Below are 18,720 nucleotides of genomic sequence, written 5' to 3' on the forward strand. Positions count from 1 at the left end.
ACGATCGGTTTTATAACGTTACACCGCTCTTAAATATCGCCAGTTCGCGGAAGTCGTTGATTTCGTTTTTCGCCAGTTTACCGTTGGCTATCTCGACAATCAGCTCGACAAACTGCGACAGCAGCTCATCCATCGACATCCCATGAATCAGACGCCCGGCGTCAAAATCGATCCAGTGCGGTTTCTTCTGCGCCAGTTCGGTGTTGGTCGCCAGTTTCACCGTCGGCACAAAGCCGCCGTAAGGCGTACCACGACCGGTACTGAACAGCACCATATGACACCCTGCCCCAGCCAGCGCACTGGTCGCCACCGCGTCGTTACCCGGCGCGCTCAGCAGATTCAGCCCCGGCGTATGCAGGCGCTCGCCATACTTGAGCACGTCCACCACCTTGCTCTGCCCGGCTTTCTGGGTACAACCGAGGGATTTCTCCTCAAGCGTAGTGATACCACCCGCTTTGTTGCCCGGCGAGGGGTTCTCGTAAATCGGCTGATTATGTTCAATGAAATACTGTTTAAAATCATTGACCATATGCACGGTTTTCTCGAATGTGCTCTCATCACGGCAGCGGCTCATCAGAATACGTTCGGCTCCGAACATTTCCGGCACTTCGGTCAGCACCGTCGTGCCGCCGTTGGCGATGAGATAATCAGAGAAACGTCCCAGCAGCGGGTTGGCGGTAATACCTGACAACCCATCCGAGCCGCCGCACTCCAGACCAAATTTCAGCTCGCTCAGTTTACCCGGCTCACGGCGATCGTCACGCATCACCTGATACAACTGGTGCAAGCGTTCCAGACCGGCTTCCACTTCATCTTCCTGCTGCTGGCAGATCATGAAGTTAACGCGATCGGCGTCGTACTCGCCCAGCGAGTCACGAAACGCGGACACCTGATTGTTCTCACACCCCAGGCCAATCACCAATACCGCCCCGGCATTCGGGTGGCGCACCATGTTTTGCAGCATGGTACGGGTATTTTCATGGTCCTGACCCAATTGAGAACAACCAAATGGGTGAGTGAACAAATATACGCCGTCGATACCTTCCGCGTTATTGGTTTCCTTGAGGAAACGCTGCTGGATCTGACGGGCGATACCGTTGACGCAACCGACAGTCGGCAGGATCCACAGTTCGTTACGGATCCCGACATCGCCGTTTTTACGACGGTAAATCTGGACTTCACGATCCGCCATCTGCTCCGGCAGACTGATGAACTCCGGCTGATAGTGGTACTCATCCAGATCGCTCAGGTTGGTTTTCGCGTTCTGAGAGTGGATGTGCTCACCTGCGGCAATCGCCGCCAGTGCATGACCAATCGGCAGACCGTATTTCACGATCATCTCGCCTGACGCTATCGCCTTGAGGGCGAATTTGTGCCCGCGCGCCACCGCCTGCGGCAGCGCCAGGGTGACATCACCAACCGACACCGTCTCATCCTGCGCCAGATCGCGCAAGGCAACGGCGACATTGTCCAGTGAGTGAATTTTAATGATGCTCTGCATGGAGACGACCTTATGCGATTAGCAATAACCTGCTAACGCGTCGCGCATGCCGCGCTCAACGATAGCCTGCAGTTGTTCGGTGACCAGCGCCGCCAGACCGGGCACCAGCGTCAAATCCTGCTCCCAGTGTTCCGCATCGCTCAGCACCGCGTTCACTACCTGCGCCAGCGACGTGGTACCGGCGCGCACGCCGCTCCACAGCACTTCGTAACGCTCCAGCCAGTGGGCGTCGTCCTGCAACGGATAGCGGTCATCGTTACGCTCGCCGCGATAAAACGCGATCAAAGCCGCCAGCGCAAACGTCAGGCGCTTGGGCAACGCGTTATGACGTTCACGGTACATCAACAGTTGCGGCAGAATGCGGGTACGGAATTTAGTCATGCCGTTCAAGGCGATAGACAGCAACTGATGCTGAATGAACGGGTTTCTGAAACGGCTCAGTACCGCCTCGGCAAACGACATCAGCTCGTCATGCGGTAAATCCAGTACCGGTACGATCTCTTCGGCAATCGTGGTTTCGACAAATTTGCCTATCTGGGCATCATTCATCGATTCGCCCACGGTATCGAGGCCTGCCAGAAACGCCACCGGCACCAGCGCGGTGTGGGCACCGTTCAGAATCGCCACCTTGCGCTCTTTATAAGGCTTGATGTCATCAACAATGCGCACGTTCAATTTCAGTTGGTTCAGGCGCAGTTCATCTGCCAGCCACTGCGGCCCCTGAATCACGAACAGGTAGAAATATTCAGCGGTATCCAGGAAGGTGTCCTGATAACCCAGTTCTTGTTGTAACACGTCCACTTCATTGCGTGGATACCCCGTCACAATGCGGTCCACCAGCGTTGAGCAGAAGGTGTTGTGCTCGTTAAGCCAGGTGGTGAACGCGGCCGGCAGCGCCCATTGCGCCGCATAACGCAACACCAGCTCTTTGAGTTTTTCGCCGTTGTAATCAATCAATTCGCACGGCAGCAGCACCCAGCCTTTATCGGCAGCGCCATTAAAATGGTTGAAGCGTTCGAACAGCAGACGGGTCAACTTCGCCGGGAAGCTGGCTGGCGGCGTGTCAGTCAGTTTGTCATCGGCATGGTAGCTAATGCCAGCTTCCGTGGTGTTGGAAAATACAAAGCGGATGTTGGCGTCATGTGCCAGCGCCAGATACTCATCAAACTGACGGTACACGTTGATTTCACGGTTAACCGAGCGGATAAGGCGCGGCTCGCGCACCGCGTTACCCTGTTCGTTCAGGCCGCGAATAATGGTGGTATACAGCCCATCCTGGGTATCCAGAGCAGGCGGGAAATCGGTATCAATCGGACGAACCACAACAATACCGGCATCCAGATCAGTATGTTCATTCAACAGATCCAGTTGCCAGTCAACAAAGGCGCGAAGGAAATTGCCTTCACCAAATTGAATCACGCGGTCAGGATGACGACGGCCAGGAAAATCACGACGATTAAGCGTTTGCATTAACAAGCTACCTCAGAACACGACACTATTTCGGGACGAAACCCAGTAGGTTCGGGACGAAACCCAGTAGGGAAAAACGCCAGTCGCTACAGCCATCAGATCATTAAACAGCGTCAGGTCAGCACGACAGCGTCAGGGCGGCAGATTCAGCACCCTGCGCCAGCCCGAAATCACCACATTGACAGACGGGCCAGTGACAGCGCCCGCCCTCCCTTTTTCTTATATACCCGTCATACTTCAAGTTGCAGGTATGTTGGCTACCCTTACTCACCCCGGTCACTTACTGATGTAAGCTCCCGGGGATGAAATGAGAGACATCCTGTCTCTCACCGGAGGCCAGCCGTTGGCTGGTCAAATTCGTTCCCGACGAATTTGTCGCTCGGTTGCCGCCTTCCTGCAACTCGAATTATTTTGGTTATAACTCGATACCGAAATAATTTTTGGCGTTATCGAAACAAATATTTTTCACCATCTCACCCAACAGTTGCAGGTCGCCCGGTGCTTCACCGTCTTCCACCCAACGGCCGATCATCTGGCACAGAATGCGGCGGAAATACTCATGGCGGGTGTAGGACAAGAAACTACGGCTGTCGGTCAACATACCGACGAAGCGGCTCAGCAGGCCCAACTGCGCCAGTTGCGTCATCTGACGTTGCATACCGTCTTTCTGGTCGTTGAACCACCAGCCGGAACCGAACTGCATCTTGCCCGGCATCCCTTCACCCTGGAAGTTGCCGATCATGGTGCCCAGCACTTCGTTATCACGCGGGTTCAGGCAGTACAGGATGGTTTTCGGCAGCAGGTTTTCTTCATTCTGCTTACTGAGCAGGCGTGACAGTTCTTGCGCCAGTGGACGGTCGTTGATGGAGTCGAAACCCACATCCGGCCCCAGCAGGTTGAACTGGCGCAGGTTGTTGTTGCGCAGCGCACCGATGTGATACTGCTGAACCCAGCCGCGACGGGCATATTCAGCCCCCAGCCATACCAGTACCGCGGTTTTGAACTGCGCCACTTCGTGTTCGCTCAGGGTCGCGCCGGACAGGCGGCGAGCCAGAATGCTATCCAGCGTGGCTTCATCCGCGTCGGCGTACAGCACCACGTCCAGCGCGTGGTCGGACACTTTACAGCCGTGTGCAGCGAAGTGGTCCAGACGTTTGGTCAGCGCGGCCTGCAAATCGCTGAAACGACGGATATCGGTATCAGACACTTCACCGAGCTTCGCCATATAGTCGTTAAACGTCGCCTGTTCAATATTGAAGGCTTTGTCCGGACGCCAGCTCGGCAGCACTTTGACGGAGAAAGTTTTATCTTCAGCCACCGCTTTGTGATGCTGCAGGTCGTCAATCGGGTCATCCGTGGTGCCGACCATTTTGACGTTCATCTGCTGCATGATGCCGCGTGCGCTGAACCCATCACGCTCCAGCAAGGCATTGGCGCGATTCCAGATGTCTTTAGCGGTAGACGGCGACAACAGTGTGCCGGTGATGCCGAATGGACGGCGCAGTTCCAGGTGTGTCCAGTGATACAGCGGGTTACCGATGGTGTGCGGGACGGTGGCAGCCCAGGCTTCGAATTTCTCCCAGTCGCTGGCATCGCCAGTACAAAAACGCTCTGGTACACCATTGGTACGCATAGCACGCCATTTGTAATGATCACCCTTCAACCAGATGTCATACAGGTTTTTAAAGCGATAATTCTCGGCAATCTGCGCAGGCGGCAAATGGCAGTGGTAATCAAAAATAGGCTGATCCGCTGCAAATTCATGATACAGCCGACGGGCAAACTCAGTATCCAACAAAAAATCTTCACTTAAAAACTGGGGCATGTTCGCTTCCTCACACTACATTTGCCAACCAAAACGCGGTCACGATTACAAAGATATCACACCAATTATCTGCAATAACCTACATCATTAGTGAGGTCATGATCGCAAAAATGGCAGAAATCGCTTTCAATTACACCATTTTTACGCTTTCACCGCACCAGGAGGCCCTGTTCGTCGGCCTGATTATTTTATTCCCCAGCAAAATAATGGTTTTGTGATATCACTCAACTTTTAAATTGGTATGACAAATTATTGTAGCGCTGCCTGATGAGGGGATTCAATCTCAATATTTATCGTCAACCAGGTTGAACCCCACCGGAAAACAATAAACGCGTACGGCGGGATCGCCGTCGCAGCCCGCCAGCTGTGCCCGGCGGCAGGGCAACCGGCCAGGCGGCAACTCCCGCAGGTTTTGACCGGGGGGCATAGAAGCGCCCCGTCACTTTCAGCGTGGTCGACACCTATCGCAGCAGACTGATAACGGTATTCGTTGCGGTAATTACACTCGGAGAGATATTTAACATGTTCAAGATCAAAGGCTTGCGCTGGTACATGATCGGACTGGTGACCATCGGTACCGTTCTGGGCTACCTGACGCGTAACGCAATTGCCGCAGCGGCACCGACACTGCAAGAACAGCTCCACATCAGTACTCAGCAGTACTCCTATATCATCGCGGCTTACTCAGCCTGTTATACCGTGATGCAACCTGTTGCCGGTTATGTCCTGGATTTACTGGGTACCAAAGTGGGTTACGCTATGTTCGCCATCCTGTGGGCGTTGTTCTGCGCCGGTACAGCGCTGGCGAGCAGTTGGGGTGGTCTGGCAATAGCACGCGGCGCAGTCGGCGCAGCGGAAGCGGCGATGATTCCCGCCGGTCTGAAAGCCAGTAGCGAATGGTTCCCCGCTAAAGAACGTTCTGTGGCGGTTGGCTATTTCAACGTTGGTTCATCAATCGGCGGCATGCTGGCTCCACCGTTGGTTGTCTGGGCTATCATGGCACACAGCTGGCAGATGGCATTCCTGGTCACCGGTGCATTGAGCATGTTGTGGGCAATCGGCTGGCTGTATTTCTATAAGCACCCGAAAGATAAGAAAAAACTCAGCAAAGAAGAACGCGACTATATTCTGAGCGGTCAGGAAGCACAGCATCAGGCTGGCAACGCCAAGAAAATGTCCGCCTGGCAAATCCTGCGCAACCGTCAGTTCTGGGGTATCGCCCTGCCGCGCTTCCTGGCTGAACCAGCCTGGGGGACGTTTAACGCCTGGATCCCGCTGTTCATGTTTAAAGTCTATGGCTTTAACCTGAAAGAAATCGCCATGTTTGCCTGGATGCCGATGCTGTTTGCCGACCTCGGCTGTATCCTCGGCGGCTACATGCCGATGCTGTTCCAGAAGTACTTTAAGGTTAACCTGATCGTTTCCCGTAAACTGGTTGTGACGCTGGGCGCGTTGCTGATGATTGGCCCCGGTACCATCGGCCTGTTCACCAGCCCGTACATTGCCATCGCGCTGTTGTGCGTCGGCGGTTTTGCTCACCAGTCCTTGTCTGGTGCGCTGATTACGCTGTCTTCCGATGTCTTCGGCCGTAATGAAGTCGCCACCGCCAACGGTTTGACCGGGATGGCTGCCTGGACTGCCAGTACGCTGTTTGCTCTGGTGGTCGGTGCACTGGCTGACACCATCGGCTTTAGCCCGCTGTTCGCCGTACTGGCTATTTTTGACCTGCTGGGCGCGGTCGTTATCTGGACGGTACTGAAAAACAACCCGGCTTCCGAAGAGGGTGACAAAGGTGCGGACCTGAAAGCCGCACAGCAGCACTAACAGAGAAATTTCAGCCTCACGTCATTCATCCGGTATCATAGGGTACCGGATGAATCCTTTCCTCTGGGCGAACCCTAGCCGCTAACTGTGACATGGGCGTTGGTCGCCATCTATTGTAGGTGGTATAACAAATCTATTCTGATTATCATTCTATATACCCCAGGTCATTCGAGTTGCAGGACAACCCGCTAGCACATTGAACGCTGACCATGACGCAAGACGCGTTGACGGACAGAGCCAGAAAGCCAGTACACCAGCAACGGGAAGCATGACGGGGATATTAACGACACACCATAACGGGATAGACGCAGTGACGCCGCTTACCTCAGGGAGCGTCATCTATCTTAAGAGCAGGCATCATGGCACTGACAGAATCCAGGCGGCTTTACCAGCAACTGGCCGCAGAATTGAAACAACGCATTGAGAACGGCGTTTATCCGGTTGGTGACAAACTACCGGCCGAGCGCAATATTTCCGAAGAGATGAATGTCAGCCGTACTGTTGTACGCGAAGCGATCATCATGCTGGAAGTGGAAGGTTACGTGGAAGTCCGCAAAGGTTCGGGTATTCACGTGATCTCCAATCAACAGCGCCACCTGCTGGCCGCTAACAGCAGTGATGCCGATTTTCTCACCGCCGGACCGTTTGAGTTGTTGCAGGCGCGTCAGTTGATAGAGAGCAATATTGCGGAATTCGCCGCCACCCAGGTGACTCGTCAGGACATTATCCAACTGATGGAAATTCAGGAGAATGCCCGTCAGGAAGATCGTTTTCGCGACTCAGAGTGGGATCTGAAATTCCACGTACAAGTGGCACTGGCGACGCAGAACTCAGCCATGGCGACTATCGTGGAAAAAATGTGGAGCCAGCGCATTCACAACCCATACTGGCGCAAACTGCACGAACACATCGACGATAAGTCGATTGAAAGCTGGTGCGAAGATCATGACCAGATCCTCAAAGCGTTGATCCGTAAAGATCCTTACGCAGCTAAGCTGGCGATGTGGCAGCACCTGGAAAACACCAAACAAATGCTGTTTCGCGCCACTACCGACGATTTTGAATTTAACGTCGACCGCTATATGTTTGCCGAAAACCCGGTTGTCCACCTCGACCATATCACCAGCGGCAAATCCTGACTTTCCCCACGCGTTAGCACCGTTCGCCCCCATACTTCGGGGGCAAAAAAAGTCATCCAACGTCGAGTTCTGTCAGCAAGTGTAAAATATGACGGCAATCACACTGTTTTCCCGCTAAACATCTCGTTATACGTTTTCAGAACGTGATATTTTCCTATCTCGTCTGCATGGCTTTTGTTACAGTTAGGACACTTTTTTTACGTTTAATGACTGGCAGAATGACCTGACCGGCAAAAAACGAAAAGGAATAATACCGGGCGTGAAAAATACACGGATAAAGAAATAAGTACGTCCGGTGCGCAAACCGCTGGCAGAAAAAGCAGAGGACAGACATGTGAAGGAATACGCAACCGATGTTCAGTCATGACCGCTCTGCGTACCTGACTTGTCAGACTGCCGTTGACTGGCCGCAGGTTCCCAGCGTGGTTTCTCCAACGCCGCAGTACAGGAACACCAGATGGATATAATAAAAGAACTTTTGCATGCGCTCTGGCATCAGGACTTCACTGTTCTGGCCGATCCCAAACTCGTCTGGATGATTTACCTGCTGTTGTTTCTGATTCTATTTCTGGAAAATGGCCTGCTGCCTGCCGCCTTCCTGCCGGGTGACAGCCTGCTGTTTCTGGTTGGAGTGCTTATCACCAAAGGCACCATGAACTACCCGTTTACCATCGCCTTGTTAACCGCCGCCGCCAGCCTTGGCTGCTGGGTCAGTTACCTGCAAGGGAAATGGCTTGGAAATACACACGTCGTTCAGGGGTGGTTGTCACATCTTCCCGCACACTATCACCAGCGGGCTCACCAGTTATTCCATCGTCATGGGTTATCAGCTCTGTTGATGGGGCGTTTTCTGGCTTTTGTTCGCACACTGCTGCCGACCATTGCCGGGTTATCCGGGCTGAACAATGTCCGCTTTCAGTTTTTTAACTGGATGAGCGGCTTTTTGTGGGTCATCAGTTTGGTTTCTCTCGGTTTTGCACTGGGTAATACACCGTTATTCCGCAAATACGAAGAGCTGTTGATGTCCTGTCTGATGCTGCTGCCGCTGGTTTTACTGTGCGTCGGGTTAGCGGGCTCGGTACTGGTGCTCTGGCGTAAAAAACGCATGATGTCACGTGAAAAAAGGAATTGATTGATGAACTCCTCTGGGCTCAAGAAGCCCTCCATCTGGCGTCCACTATTGCTGCTGTTTCCACTGCTGGCAGTGCTGTTGTCGATGTCATCGCCACGACTGCCGGATGAAGTGATGCTGCACATCACCCCGCTGCATCAAGGCATGACGTTGCCAGATGGTTTCTACATCTATCAACGCCTTAATGAACGGGGTATCGCCATCAAGAGCATTACCCCGGAAAACAACAGCATTATTGTGCGACTGTCTTCACCGGACCAAAGCGGCGCGGCCAAAGAAATATTGAGCATCGCACTACCGAATACCATCGTCATCGCACAGCGTACTCACGGCACGACGCGGCTTGCCAGAAGCTGATAGCCGTTTTTCCTCCCGTCAGCCACCTGAGCTGGCTTTCTTCTTTTTCGCTTTTCATCTTGCAGTTCACTCTCGCCTCGTTCTTCCCTCGTTTTTCCTGGCGTTCAAAACTGCCCTGCTGCAGGTTATCAGAATTATCCGTAGTCATTCCGCTAACAAAGATGAAAATCTGCACTATAGTTAAGGTGACTATTAGTTAACACTATGATTCATCAACTAAAGGAGTGTTCATATGGCACAAGAATCCGATACCGAACAATTGCGGGCGGAGTTGCGCTCTTTGGGAGATACTCTGGAAGAGGTGTTACGTTCCTCTGGTGATAAGTCGAAAGCTGAACTGGAAAAACTGCGCGACAAAGCCGAAAGCGTACTGAAAGAATCACGCGAACGCCTGAACGACACCGGTGATCGCATTACCGCACAAGCCCGTGAAGCCACACAGTGTGCTGATGCATTTGTGCATAAAAACCCCTGGACCGGAATAGGCATTAGTGCTGCCGTCGGTGTTGTGCTGGGTATGCTGCTGGCACGTCGTTAACGTATGGCGACAGAATTACCACGTCAGGGCCCCGGCCGTTCCGCCGTTTCTACGGTACAACGCATTTTCGCCTTGCTGATTGGCATGGCGGAAACGCGGCTCAGGCTGGTGGTCATTGAGCTGGAACAGGAAAAAAACCTGCTGATTCAGTTGTTACTGATGGTGGGCATGACGCTGCTGTTTACCGCCTTTGGCCTGATGAGCCTGATTGTACTGATCATCTGGAGTATCGACCCGGCGTCGCGCCTGACAGCATTGTGCTGGATTACCGCCACCTTGCTTGGACTGGCCTTATGTGGCGCGGTGTGGACGCTCAAACGCGCGCGTCGCTCCACGCTTTTACGGGACACCCGTAAAGAACTGGCGGCAGACCGCTCACTGCTGGAGGACGAAACCAAATGAACCGCCAGCAACGCCTGGCTGCCGAAAAGCGACAATTGCTGCGCCGCATCCAGCAACAGCGGTTAGATCTGGCCGCCGAGAAAAACCACTGGCTGGACCTGACTGCACCCTACGATGAGTGCTGGCAAAAATGGGCGCGGATTCGTCGCTATCTGGTGTTGATCCCACCGGCCATCGCCATTCTGGGAATACGCCATCCACAGCGACTGGTCGGATTTGCACGTCGGGCCGCCACCGTCTGGAGCACAGTAAAACTCGTTCGCTCCCTCATATCGCCACCACGTCGTTAAGCCCGTTTTCTCGCTGTTGCCAACCGTTTGCCTATCAAACGCTGCTCTTTTCCTCCAAATCCGTATTTTTGTATGCAACGGGACTTATGCCCTTCCCTCACGATTTTTGTCAGTTAGTTCGCTACATGGTCAATTTTTCTGACAAAAAACAACAATTTTACTCGCTGGTGTCTGCACGTTTACACCTCTAGTATTCCTTCCATCAGTTACACAAACACTTAGACAAGCTACTGCCGGATGCGCCCCCTATCAATTTTGCTCCGGCCGCAAACACACTACTGGAGATATCGATGAAAAATTTTGAAAATGCATTGCTGGTTGTAGCCCGTATCCTGATGCCCATTCTGTTTATCGTTGCCGGTTACGGCAAACTGGGTGCCTCTTACGCCGCAACGCAGCAATATATGCAAGCAATGGGTGTTCCGGGGGCGCTGCTGCCACTGACTATCCTGCTGGAACTGGGTGGTGGACTGGCGGTGCTGTTCGGTTTCCTGACACGTACTACCGCGATCATCACCGCAATTTTTACCCTGTTGACCGCATTCATTTTCCACACTGATTTCGCTCAGGGTGCCAACCAGCTGATGTTCATGAAAAACCTGTCTATCGCTGGCGGCTACATCCTGCTGTTTGTGAGCGGTCCGGGCGCATTCAGTATCGACCGCCTGCTGAACAAAAAATGGTAATAGCAGTCTGAATTACCAGCGGAGTAACACCACCTGATTATCTCATGGCGGTCAACAGCATGCTGTTGACCGCCATTGTCATCATTCTGGGAGGAACCGATTATGGGATTGTTGGTTGACGGTGTATGGCACGATACCTGGTATGAAACCCAGTCATTCGGCGGGCATTTCAAACGACCGCAAACATTCTTTCGCCACTGGGTCACCGCCGAGGGTGAACCCGGCCCTACCGGCAGCGGCGGATTCAAAGCGGAAGCGGACCGTTACCATTTGTATGTATCCCTGGCGTGCCCGTGGGCTCATCGCACCTTGCTGATGCGCAAACTCAAAGGACTGGAACAGCACATTGGTGTTTCCGTGGTACACCCACTGATGCTGGATCAAGGCTGGACCTTTGGCACTGACTTCCCACACGCCACCGGCGACACACTTTATCAACACGAATTCCTGTATCAGCTTTATCTGCATGCGAAAGCTGACTACAGCGGGCGTGTTACCGTCCCCGTATTGTGGGATACCCAGCAGCACACCATCGTCAGCAATGAATCAGCAGATATCATTCGTATGCTTAACAGCGCCTTCGACGGTTGCGGTGCGGTACCTGGTGATTACTATCCGCTGGCGCTACGCGGGCAGATCGACGAGCTTAATGAGTGGATTTACCATCAGGTCAATAATGGGGTGTACAAAGCGGGTTTCGCCACAACACAACAGGCTTATGACGAGTCGGTCGGTTTGGTATTTAGCGCCCTGGAGAGACTGGAAACGCATCTCGACAGGCAGCGTTATCTGACTGGTGAGCACCTAACTGAGGCCGATATCCGGTTGTGGACAACCTTGATCCGCTTTGATCCGGTCTACCATACCCATTTCAAGTGCGACAAACGCCGGATAAGCGATTACCCCAACCTGTATGGTTACCTGCGTGACATCTATCAACTACCGGGGATCGCCGAGACGGTCAATCTGGAGCATATCCGCCACCATTACTACCGCAGTCATGGCACCATCAACCCTCACGGTATTATTTCCGTCGGGCCGGAGATGAATCTGGATGCGCCACACGCTCGGAACAGGCGTTACCCGTAATCCCATACTGTCCGCCGTGAGCAGGCTTTATGGCGTAACACCGTCGCGTGATTAACATCAGCGACGGTGTTGTGTCATATTCAATTGGCGTTGAATATGCGGGGGATTTCCCGTAGAAACCACGCCTTGGCTTCGCCCATGCTATCACGCCGCCATGCCATGATGATTTGGACTTCGATGATGTTTTCCGGACTGACGACTCGCAGCCTGCCTTCGGCAATATCCTGAGCCACCCGTTCATAGGGCATTGTCGCCACCCCCAGTCCGGCCAGCAACGCCCGTCGCTTGTCATCCATCGAACTCACGGTCAAACGCGGCTGCTTATCCAGCAATTGCACCGTTAATACAGGGCGTTCGCGGGCGGTATCGGCAATCGCGATACCGCGATATTTTACCCGCGTCACTTCCGATAACGGCTCCGGTTCATCGTGAATCGGGTGGTCCGGGCTTGCCACATACACACTCTTCATGGAGTAGAGCTTGCGGGTGTTGATTTCCGAAGACGAGCGAAAGTGCATGTCTGGCGCGATAACGATATCTGCCCGTCCTTGCTCAAGCCGTTCCCATGCCCCTGCCAGCACCTCCGTCAATAATGACACCTGGGTATTGGCTTTAAGCGACAACTTATCCAGCAAAGGGAAAAAACGCTCGGTCGGCACCAATGCTTCCATCACAATGGTCAGATGGGTTTCCCATCCACGCGCCAGGGCTTCAGCATCCGTCGTCAACTTATCGGCAGCTTCCAGCAAGATGCGCCCACGCTCCAGCAGCATACGCCCCACATTGGTAAACTTCGTACGATGCCCGGAACGGTCGAACAACACGACATCCAACTCATCTTCCAGTTTCTGCATGGTATAACTCAGGGCAGAAGGTACACGCCCCAGCTCATCTGCAGCGGCGGCAAAACTTCCCCGGCGATCGATAGCATCCATGACTCTCAAGGCTTCCAGTGTTAGTGCCCGTTCCTTTGCCATTTATTCACTCATTCAGGATTTTTGAACGTACCGACCAGATTAACTGGCTAACAATCCATCGTCCAGACAATTACTATCGCTTCATCAATAATTCTCAGGGTCGAATACCATGATCATTAGCAGAGCAGCAGAACAATGCGGCAAGGCTGACTATGGCTGGTTGCAGGCGCGCTATACCTTTTCTTTCGGTCATTACTTTGATCCTGATCTGCTGGGCTTTGCCTCGCTGCGGGTGCTCAATCAGGAAGTACTGGCCCCCGGCGCCTCCTTTCAGCCACGCTCCTATCCCCGCGTGGATATCCTGAATATCATCTTGCAGGGTGAAGCAGAATATCGTGACAGCAACGGCAACCATACCCGAGCCAAAGCTGGCGAGGCGTTGTTGCTCGCCACGCAACCCAATATCAGCTATAGCGAGCACAATACTGGCAGTGAGACGCCACTGACCCGGCTACAGCTGTGGCTGGACGCTTGCCCTACCCGGGAAAACCAGTGTCTGCAACGGCTGCAGGTGGAAGAGCAACAGCCTTATCAGTTGATTGCATCGCCAGATGAATCGGCCAATGCCCTCCATCTGCGTCAGCAGGTCTGGATCCACCATCTGAATCTGGCCGCCGGTGAACAACATCACCTGACACTGAACGGCAATCGGGCTTATCTGCAGTCGATTTACGGCACTCTGCATATTAATGGGAATAGCGCGCCGATACCGAGCGTATTACGTTGTGGCGACGGTGCGTTTGTTCAGCAGGAAAAGAGCATTATCATTCGGGCAGAAACCGCCGCACGTGCATTACTGATTGACCTGGTGGTCTGAGTGCCTTCGGGCTCATCAGACCAAAGCTCCCTAATGCGGGAGCCACCCAAGTAACCTCGATGTCGCTATCTCGGCGTTTTTGTCCAGTCATGATACTATGCCGGGATAATTTCACACTCGCTTCAGGGTTACTGCAATGGATTCAACCAATCCGGACAAACTTGTTGCCCAGGCTGAACAGCTTTGTCAGCAACGCAATGTACGTCTGACGCCTCAACGTCAGGAGGTGTTGCGTTTGATGGCCCTGCAGCCTGGTGCGATCAGCGCGTATGATCTGCTGGATCTGCTCCGTGTTTCCGAACCGCAGGCCAAGCCCCCCACCGTCTATCGCGCACTGGATTTTCTGCTGGAGCAAGGTTTTATCCATAAGGTGGAATCCACCAACAGTTATGTGCTGTGCCATCATTTTGAGGAGCACAGCCATACGTCAGCGCTGTTTATCTGCGATCGGTGCGGACAAGTGACAGAACGCCAGACGGAAGGGGTGGAAGAAACCCTGCACCAGTTAGCCAAACAGGCAGGTTTTGCCTTGCGTCACAGCGTGGTGGAAGCGCATGGTTTGTGTGGCGAATGCCAACAGGTTGAATCTTGCGAACATCGTGACAGTTGCCATCACGATCACAGCATCCCCGTGAAAAAACGCTGAACAGCAAAAACCAACCACGGAGTGCCGAGTGTGAAGCGTTGCTTCACACTGTTTTATCCTGCTCTCTTGAATCTATTGCTTCTTCTGATGCTTCTTCTGAATTCATTTATGAATTCATCGCCCTTCCCTGACGCTATGATGTAACTATCGGCCCATCCCTGACGCAAACCGGAGATCAAACCGGGGATAAAGGTGCCCATCCAGACACACCGGACACCAGTATGGGCAATGCGTACACCCATCAAGGACGGACTGGAACAGGGGCGTCAGCTCCAGTCGCTGTTGCGGATAACACCCACCGCCAACCCTTCAATGGAGAAGTTTTGCTCGCGCAAATCGACAACGATTGGTGAAAACTCTTTATTTTCTGCCAGCAACTGCACAATGTTGCCCTGCTTTTTCAAGCGTTTAACCGTCACTTCATCTTCAATGCGCGCGACAACAACCTGACCGTTACGCACATCCTGCGTTTTATGTACCGCCAGCAGGTCGCCATCCAGAATACCGATGTCTTTCATCGACATCCCACTCACCCGCAGCAGAAAATCAGCGCTGGGCTTAAACATGGCGGGATCGACCTGATAGTGACATTCGATATGCTGCTGAGCCAGCAGCGGCTCACCGGCAGCGACACGGCCAATTAACGGCAGACCTTGGTCTTCTTCTTCCATCAACAGGCGGATTCCGCGAGAAGCGCCCGTCACGATTTCAATGACGCCTTTACGTGCAAGCGCCTTGAGGTGTTCTTCGGCTGCATTGGGCGAGCGGAAGCCCAACTGACTGGCAATTTCGGCCCGGGTGGGCGGCATACCGGTTTGTGAAATATGATCGCGAATCAGATCATAAACCTGCTGTTGTCTGGTAGTTAGCGCTTTCATTCCGCCCCCTGTTTGTTTATACAGTTTCGCTGTGAGTATATACAGGGAAAGTGCCTATGGGAACCGCGAGATCGCTATTGCACGGATTTTTCTGTGATTATGCAGAGCGTCACGCAAAACGGCTCCACAGTATCCCGCCCCACACGACTGCCGCCAACAGACAGGCGACGAATACCGCCGCCGAGCCGATATCTTTGGCCCGGCCTGACAATTCGTGGTAATCCGTACCGACGCGATCCACCACTGCTTCAATCGCGCTATTGACCAGTTCAAACAGTACGATCAGCACGACTGCGCCGATCAACAGCAGTCGTTCCACCATGGAAACCGGCAACCAGCAGGCAATCACCACCGCGACCAGCGTAAGCAGGAGTTCCTGTCGAAACGCCGCCTCATGCTGCCATGCCTGTTTCAATCCTTGCAGCGAATAACCCGTCGCTTTGATGATGCGGGTCATTCCGGTTGCTTTGTTCATACGTACTCCGCCTTTAATTTGTGATTAGCCATGATTTTAACGCGCAGCCCTGGTTTCATCACCACAGATATCCTGTCTGGTTTCTGGTATCCTTGGCCCGAATTGCTAACAAGAGGCTTCTGGTTGTTATGTCAGGTTGGCGTATAATTTACTATAAACTACTGAATTTCCCGCTAAAATTACTGGTTAAAAGTAAGGTTATTCCACAGGATCCCGTTAATGAACAACGGTTGGATCCGGCGCGGCCCATTTTCTATGTCCTGCCTTACAACTCCAAGGCGGATTTGCTGACTCTGCGCACGAAATGTCTGGAGCAAGGCCTGCCCGATCCGTTGCAACCACTGCAGATCGACGGAAAAACCTTACCGAGCTACGTTTTCGTTAATGATGGCCCGCGCCTGTTCCGTTATTACGTGCCTAAACAGCAGTCGATAAAGCTGTTCCACGATTATCTGGATCTGCATCGCAACAATCCGCAACTCGATATACAGATGGTGCCGGTATCCGTCATGTTCGGTCGTTCGCCTGGACGCGAAGGGCAGAATCAGGACACACCACATCTGCGCCTGTTGAACGGTATTGAAAAATTCTTCGCCGTGTTATGGCTGGGACGCGACAGCTTTGTACGTTTCTCCGTCCCCGTATCACTGCGTTACATGGCAACCGAGCACGGCACCGATAAGACTATCGCCCACAAGCTGGCGCGCGTAGCACGGATGCACTTTTCTCGTCTGCGGCTGGCGGCAGTCGGCCCGCGTTTGCCGGTCCGTCAGGAGCTGTTTAATAAGTTGCTGTCTTCCCGTGCTATCGCCAAAGCGATTGACGATGAAGCCCGGGTTAAAAAGATTTCGCATGACAAAGCGCAGCAAAACGCCATCACGTTGCTGGAAGAGATTGCAGCCGACTTCTCCTATGAAGCCGTGCGGTTATCAGACCGAGTACTGAGCTGGACCTGGAACCGCTTGTACCAGGGCATCAACGTGCATAATGCCGAACGGGTGCGTCAACTGGCACAAGACGGGCACGAAATCGTCTATGTTCCCTGCCACCGCAGCCACATGGACTATCTGCTGCTCTCCTACGTGTTGTACCATCAGGGGCTGGTGCCGCCGCATATCGCTGCCGGCATCAACCTTAACTTCTGGCCGGCTGGCCCCATTTTCCGTCGCCTCGGCGCGTTCTTCATCCGCCGCACGTTCAAGGGCAACAAACTCTATTCCACGCTGTTTCGCGAGTATCTGGGTGAGTTGTTCACCCGGGGTTATTCGGTGGAATACTTTGTCGAAGGCGGTCGTTCCCGTACCGGTCGTTTGCTGGAGCCTAAGACCGGCACGCTGGCCATGACCATTCAGGCGATGCTGCGTGGCGGGACTCGCCCTATCACATTGGTGCCGATTTACATCGGCTATGAGCATGTGATGGAGGTGGGCACCTACGCGAAAGAGCTGCGCGGCGCGACCAAAGAAAAAGAGGGTTTCCTGCAAATGGTGCGCGGGTTACGCAAACTGCGTAACCTCGGTCAGGGATACGTGAACATCGGCGAACCGCTGTCGTTGACCACGTACCTCAACCACCACGTACCGCAGTGGCGTGATGCTATCGATCCTATCGATCCGCAACGACCGGCCTGGCTGACGCCAACCGTGCAGGATATCGCCGATAACATCATGGTGCGTATCAACAATGCTGCGGCGGCCAACGCAATGAACCTGTGTTGTACTGCGCTGCTCGCCTCCCGCCAGCGGGCGTTAACCCGTGAGCAGATGGAAGAGCAACTGGAGTGTTACCTGCAACTGCTGCGTAATGTCCCTTACAACCAGGATATCACCGTGCCGAATCGGACCGCTGCCGAGCTGTTGGATCACGCGCTGGGTATGGATAAGTTCGAGGTGGAGAAGGATAACGTCGGCGATATTATCATCCTGCCACGCGAGCAGGCGGTGTTGATGACGTACTATCGCAATAACATCCAGCATATGCTGGTGCTGCCGTCTTTAGTTGCCTGCATCGTGATGCACTGCCGTCGTATTACGACCGCTGAGCTGCTGCGCCAGATAACACTGATTTATCCGCTGCTACAGGCTGAATTGTTCCTGCATTACGAGAAAACCGCACTGGCGGACGTACTGAATGATCTGGTCGCCGAGCTGGCGAATCAGCAACTGATTCAGGCCAGAGATGATGTGCTGGAACTGAACCCTGCGCGTATCCGTACGTTGCAATTGCTGGCCGCGGGTGTGCGTGAAACGCTGCAGCGTTATGCCATTACGCTGGCGTTGCTGAACGCCAACCCGTCCATCAGCCGTGGTGCGCTGGAGAAAGAAAGCCGCAGCATGGCGCAGCGTCTGTCTGTATTGCATGGTATCAATGCGCCAGAGTTTTTCGACAAGGCGGTCTTCTCAACGCTGGTCAACACATTGCGTAACGAAGGGTACGTCAGCGATACGGGTGAAGCCGTGCTGGAACATGTGCAGGCGATTTACGCCATCCTGGGTGAACTGCTCACACCAGAAGTCAAACTCACCATTGAAAGCGCCAGTCTGGCGCAGGAAAGCAGCGAGAGCGAACCCGCTGTGGGTCTGGCTGAAAAGGAAAAAGAAAAGGAAGACGTCGAGTAACATCGAGTAACAATGAAGCCCTGCGCTGGCGCGCAGGGCTGTTTTACCACTTAAGA

The 18,720-nt window shown here is 53.5% G+C and carries 18 protein-coding genes; 12 read left to right on the forward strand and 6 right to left on the reverse strand.

Annotated features, from left to right (window positions below):
- Window positions 1–10: 10 nt before the first annotated feature.
- From LF929_RS17835 to uxaC, 3 genes are all read right to left on the reverse strand, one after another.
- Window positions 11–1,501, reverse strand: coding sequence for a UxaA family hydrolase (locus LF929_RS17835; RefSeq protein WP_210174360.1), 1,491 nt, complete (start codon window positions 1,499–1,501; stop codon window positions 11–13).
- Between the two features lie 18 nt (window positions 1,502–1,519).
- A complete protein-coding gene (locus LF929_RS17840) occupies window positions 1,520–2,971 on the reverse strand; it encodes a tagaturonate reductase (RefSeq protein WP_226093199.1) in 1,452 nt (483 codons plus the stop codon).
- Between the two features lie 415 nt (window positions 2,972–3,386).
- On the reverse strand, window positions 3,387–4,796 hold the full coding sequence (gene uxaC / locus LF929_RS17845) for a glucuronate isomerase (protein WP_210174362.1): 1,410 nt from the start codon (window positions 4,794–4,796) through the stop codon (window positions 3,387–3,389).
- Window positions 4,797–5,318: 522 nt separating this feature from the next.
- Here uxaC and LF929_RS17850 point away from each other — a divergent pair.
- The 9 genes from LF929_RS17850 to LF929_RS17890 all read left to right on the forward strand — a co-directional run bounded on the left by LF929_RS17850 (window position 5,319) and on the right by LF929_RS17890 (window position 12,253).
- Window positions 5,319–6,620 carry an MFS transporter gene (locus tag LF929_RS17850; protein ID WP_210174363.1) on the forward strand — a complete coding sequence of 434 codons (1,302 nt, stop codon included), beginning with the start codon at window positions 5,319–5,321 and terminating at the stop codon, window positions 6,618–6,620.
- Between the two features lie 359 nt (window positions 6,621–6,979).
- Entirely contained in the window at window positions 6,980–7,759 is a 780-nt protein-coding gene (gene exuR / locus LF929_RS17855) for a transcriptional regulator ExuR (RefSeq protein ID WP_016943152.1), read from the forward strand.
- A gap of 457 nt (window positions 7,760–8,216) precedes the next feature.
- On the forward strand, window positions 8,217–8,891 hold the full coding sequence (locus LF929_RS17860; protein ID WP_038907001.1) for a DedA family protein: 675 nt from the start codon (window positions 8,217–8,219) through the stop codon (window positions 8,889–8,891).
- A gap of 3 nt (window positions 8,892–8,894) precedes the next feature.
- Window positions 8,895–9,248, forward strand: coding sequence for an EnvZ/OmpR regulon moderator MzrA (gene mzrA, locus LF929_RS17865; protein WP_038907000.1), 354 nt, complete (start codon window positions 8,895–8,897; stop codon window positions 9,246–9,248).
- 232 nt (window positions 9,249–9,480) lie between these two features.
- Window positions 9,481–9,786: a YqjD family protein gene (locus LF929_RS17870; protein ID WP_038903267.1), complete on the forward strand. Its 306-nt coding sequence runs from the start codon at window positions 9,481–9,483 to the stop codon at window positions 9,784–9,786.
- Window positions 9,787–9,789: 3 nt separating this feature from the next.
- Window positions 9,790–10,188 (forward strand): phage holin family protein, encoded by a 399-nt coding sequence (locus tag LF929_RS17875; RefSeq protein ID WP_210174364.1) that lies wholly within the window; start codon window positions 9,790–9,792, stop codon window positions 10,186–10,188.
- Complete coding sequence (locus LF929_RS17880; protein ID WP_210174365.1) at window positions 10,185–10,478, forward strand: YqjK-like family protein; 294 nt, start codon at window positions 10,185–10,187, stop codon at window positions 10,476–10,478. The genes LF929_RS17875 and LF929_RS17880 overlap by 4 nt, the downstream gene beginning before the upstream one ends.
- 290 nt (window positions 10,479–10,768) lie before the next feature.
- A complete protein-coding gene (locus LF929_RS17885) occupies window positions 10,769–11,164 on the forward strand; it encodes a DoxX family protein (protein WP_038903263.1) in 396 nt (131 codons plus the stop codon).
- 102 nt (window positions 11,165–11,266) lie between these two features.
- The gene (locus LF929_RS17890) at window positions 11,267–12,253 is read left to right on the forward strand and encodes a glutathione S-transferase family protein (RefSeq protein ID WP_210174366.1); all 987 of its coding nucleotides are present in this window, start codon (window positions 11,267–11,269) and stop codon (window positions 12,251–12,253) included.
- A gap of 80 nt (window positions 12,254–12,333) precedes the next feature.
- On the opposite strand, the gene LF929_RS17895 is transcribed toward LF929_RS17890, so the two are convergent.
- Window positions 12,334–13,230, reverse strand: a complete 897-nt coding sequence (locus LF929_RS17895) for a LysR family transcriptional regulator (RefSeq protein WP_016943159.1) — start codon at window positions 13,228–13,230, stop codon at window positions 12,334–12,336.
- A 109-nt stretch (window positions 13,231–13,339) separates the two neighbouring features.
- Here LF929_RS17895 and LF929_RS17900 point away from each other — a divergent pair, with 109 nt between their 5' ends.
- Both LF929_RS17900 and zur read left to right on the forward strand, forming a co-directional pair.
- Window positions 13,340–14,047 (forward strand): pirin family protein, encoded by a 708-nt coding sequence (locus LF929_RS17900; RefSeq protein WP_210174367.1) that lies wholly within the window; start codon window positions 13,340–13,342, stop codon window positions 14,045–14,047.
- A gap of 136 nt (window positions 14,048–14,183) precedes the next feature.
- Window positions 14,184–14,693: a zinc uptake transcriptional repressor Zur gene (zur, locus tag LF929_RS17905; protein ID WP_016943161.1), complete on the forward strand. Its 510-nt coding sequence runs from the start codon at window positions 14,184–14,186 to the stop codon at window positions 14,691–14,693.
- Between the two features lie 266 nt (window positions 14,694–14,959).
- Here the strand turns inward: zur and lexA are convergent, their stop codons facing one another.
- Together lexA and LF929_RS17915 are read right to left on the reverse strand one after the other, a co-directional pair.
- The gene (gene lexA / locus LF929_RS17910) at window positions 14,960–15,571 is read right to left on the reverse strand and encodes a transcriptional repressor LexA (protein ID WP_012883286.1); all 612 of its coding nucleotides are present in this window, start codon (window positions 15,569–15,571) and stop codon (window positions 14,960–14,962) included.
- 109 nt (window positions 15,572–15,680) lie between these two features.
- A complete protein-coding gene (locus LF929_RS17915) occupies window positions 15,681–16,046 on the reverse strand; it encodes a diacylglycerol kinase (RefSeq protein ID WP_019843762.1) in 366 nt (121 codons plus the stop codon).
- Between the two features lie 128 nt (window positions 16,047–16,174).
- Between LF929_RS17915 and plsB the strand changes: the two genes are divergently transcribed.
- Entirely contained in the window at window positions 16,175–18,664 is a 2,490-nt protein-coding gene (gene plsB / locus LF929_RS17920) for a glycerol-3-phosphate 1-O-acyltransferase PlsB (RefSeq protein WP_038906992.1), read from the forward strand.
- Window positions 18,665–18,720 lie beyond the last annotated feature (56 nt).

This window comes from Dickeya oryzae, from assembly GCF_020406815.2.
Classification (GTDB): Bacteria; Pseudomonadota; Gammaproteobacteria; order Enterobacterales; family Enterobacteriaceae; genus Dickeya; species Dickeya oryzae.

What these genes read in the sequence shown, in the direction of transcription:
- LF929_RS17835 (WP_210174360.1), bottom strand. Translation starts at nt 1,501, where the DNA reads ATGCAGAGCATCATTAAAATTCACTCACTGGACAATGTCGCCGTTGCC.
- LF929_RS17840 (WP_226093199.1), bottom strand. Translation starts at nt 2,971, where the DNA reads ATGCAAACGCTTAATCGTCGTGATTTTCCTGGCCGTCGTCATCCTGAC.
- uxaC (WP_210174362.1), bottom strand. Translation starts at nt 4,796, where the DNA reads ATGCCCCAGTTTTTAAGTGAAGATTTTTTGTTGGATACTGAGTTTGCC.
- LF929_RS17850 (WP_210174363.1), top strand. Translation starts at nt 5,319, where the DNA reads ATGTTCAAGATCAAAGGCTTGCGCTGGTACATGATCGGACTGGTGACC.
- exuR (WP_016943152.1), top strand. Translation starts at nt 6,980, where the DNA reads ATGGCACTGACAGAATCCAGGCGGCTTTACCAGCAACTGGCCGCAGAA.
- LF929_RS17860 (WP_038907001.1), top strand. Translation starts at nt 8,217, where the DNA reads ATGGATATAATAAAAGAACTTTTGCATGCGCTCTGGCATCAGGACTTC.
- mzrA (WP_038907000.1), top strand. Translation starts at nt 8,895, where the DNA reads ATGAACTCCTCTGGGCTCAAGAAGCCCTCCATCTGGCGTCCACTATTG.
- LF929_RS17870 (WP_038903267.1), top strand. Translation starts at nt 9,481, where the DNA reads ATGGCACAAGAATCCGATACCGAACAATTGCGGGCGGAGTTGCGCTCT.
- LF929_RS17875 (WP_210174364.1), top strand. Translation starts at nt 9,790, where the DNA reads ATGGCGACAGAATTACCACGTCAGGGCCCCGGCCGTTCCGCCGTTTCT.
- LF929_RS17880 (WP_210174365.1), top strand. Translation starts at nt 10,185, where the DNA reads ATGAACCGCCAGCAACGCCTGGCTGCCGAAAAGCGACAATTGCTGCGC.
- LF929_RS17885 (WP_038903263.1), top strand. Translation starts at nt 10,769, where the DNA reads ATGAAAAATTTTGAAAATGCATTGCTGGTTGTAGCCCGTATCCTGATG.
- LF929_RS17890 (WP_210174366.1), top strand. Translation starts at nt 11,267, where the DNA reads ATGGGATTGTTGGTTGACGGTGTATGGCACGATACCTGGTATGAAACC.
- LF929_RS17895 (WP_016943159.1), bottom strand. Translation starts at nt 13,230, where the DNA reads ATGGCAAAGGAACGGGCACTAACACTGGAAGCCTTGAGAGTCATGGAT.
- LF929_RS17900 (WP_210174367.1), top strand. Translation starts at nt 13,340, where the DNA reads ATGATCATTAGCAGAGCAGCAGAACAATGCGGCAAGGCTGACTATGGC.
- zur (WP_016943161.1), top strand. Translation starts at nt 14,184, where the DNA reads ATGGATTCAACCAATCCGGACAAACTTGTTGCCCAGGCTGAACAGCTT.
- lexA (WP_012883286.1), bottom strand. Translation starts at nt 15,571, where the DNA reads ATGAAAGCGCTAACTACCAGACAACAGCAGGTTTATGATCTGATTCGC.
- LF929_RS17915 (WP_019843762.1), bottom strand. Translation starts at nt 16,046, where the DNA reads ATGAACAAAGCAACCGGAATGACCCGCATCATCAAAGCGACGGGTTAT.
- plsB (WP_038906992.1), top strand. Translation starts at nt 16,175, where the DNA reads ATGTCAGGTTGGCGTATAATTTACTATAAACTACTGAATTTCCCGCTA.